The following is a 285-nucleotide window of genomic DNA, read 5'->3' as shown; positions in this document are numbered from 1 at the left end:
ACGCCCGGATCTTGAGATCATGCAGTCGAACGGCGGTATCATTACCGCCGACATCGCGCGGACACGCCCGGTCAACACGTTGCTTTCGGGCCCGGCAGCTGGCGTTCAGGGGGCGAGTTACGTCGCTGGGCTCGCCGGCATCGAGAACCTGATTACGATGGATATGGGCGGGACATCGTGCGATGTCTCGCTCGTCGAAGGCGGCGACCCGATGGTTGCCACCGACGTGGAGGTCGGCGAGTACCCGGTTAACGTGCCGATGATCGATATCCATACGGTTGGTGC

1 protein-coding gene is annotated in these 285 nt (G+C 62.5%); it reads left to right on the top strand.

Annotation, left to right across the window (positions count from 1 at the left end; translation table 11 throughout):
- The coding region (locus EXE42_RS17705; RefSeq protein WP_275938246.1) for a hydantoinase/oxoprolinase family protein at positions 1-285 on the top strand (285 nt) is incomplete at both ends.

The sequence above is a fragment of the Halorubrum sp. SP3 genome (genome assembly GCF_005435195.1).
In the GTDB taxonomy this organism is placed as follows: Archaea; Halobacteriota; Halobacteria; order Halobacteriales; family Haloferacaceae; genus Halorubrum; species Halorubrum sodomense.
This window is presented reverse-complemented; position numbering and strand designations above follow the sequence as displayed.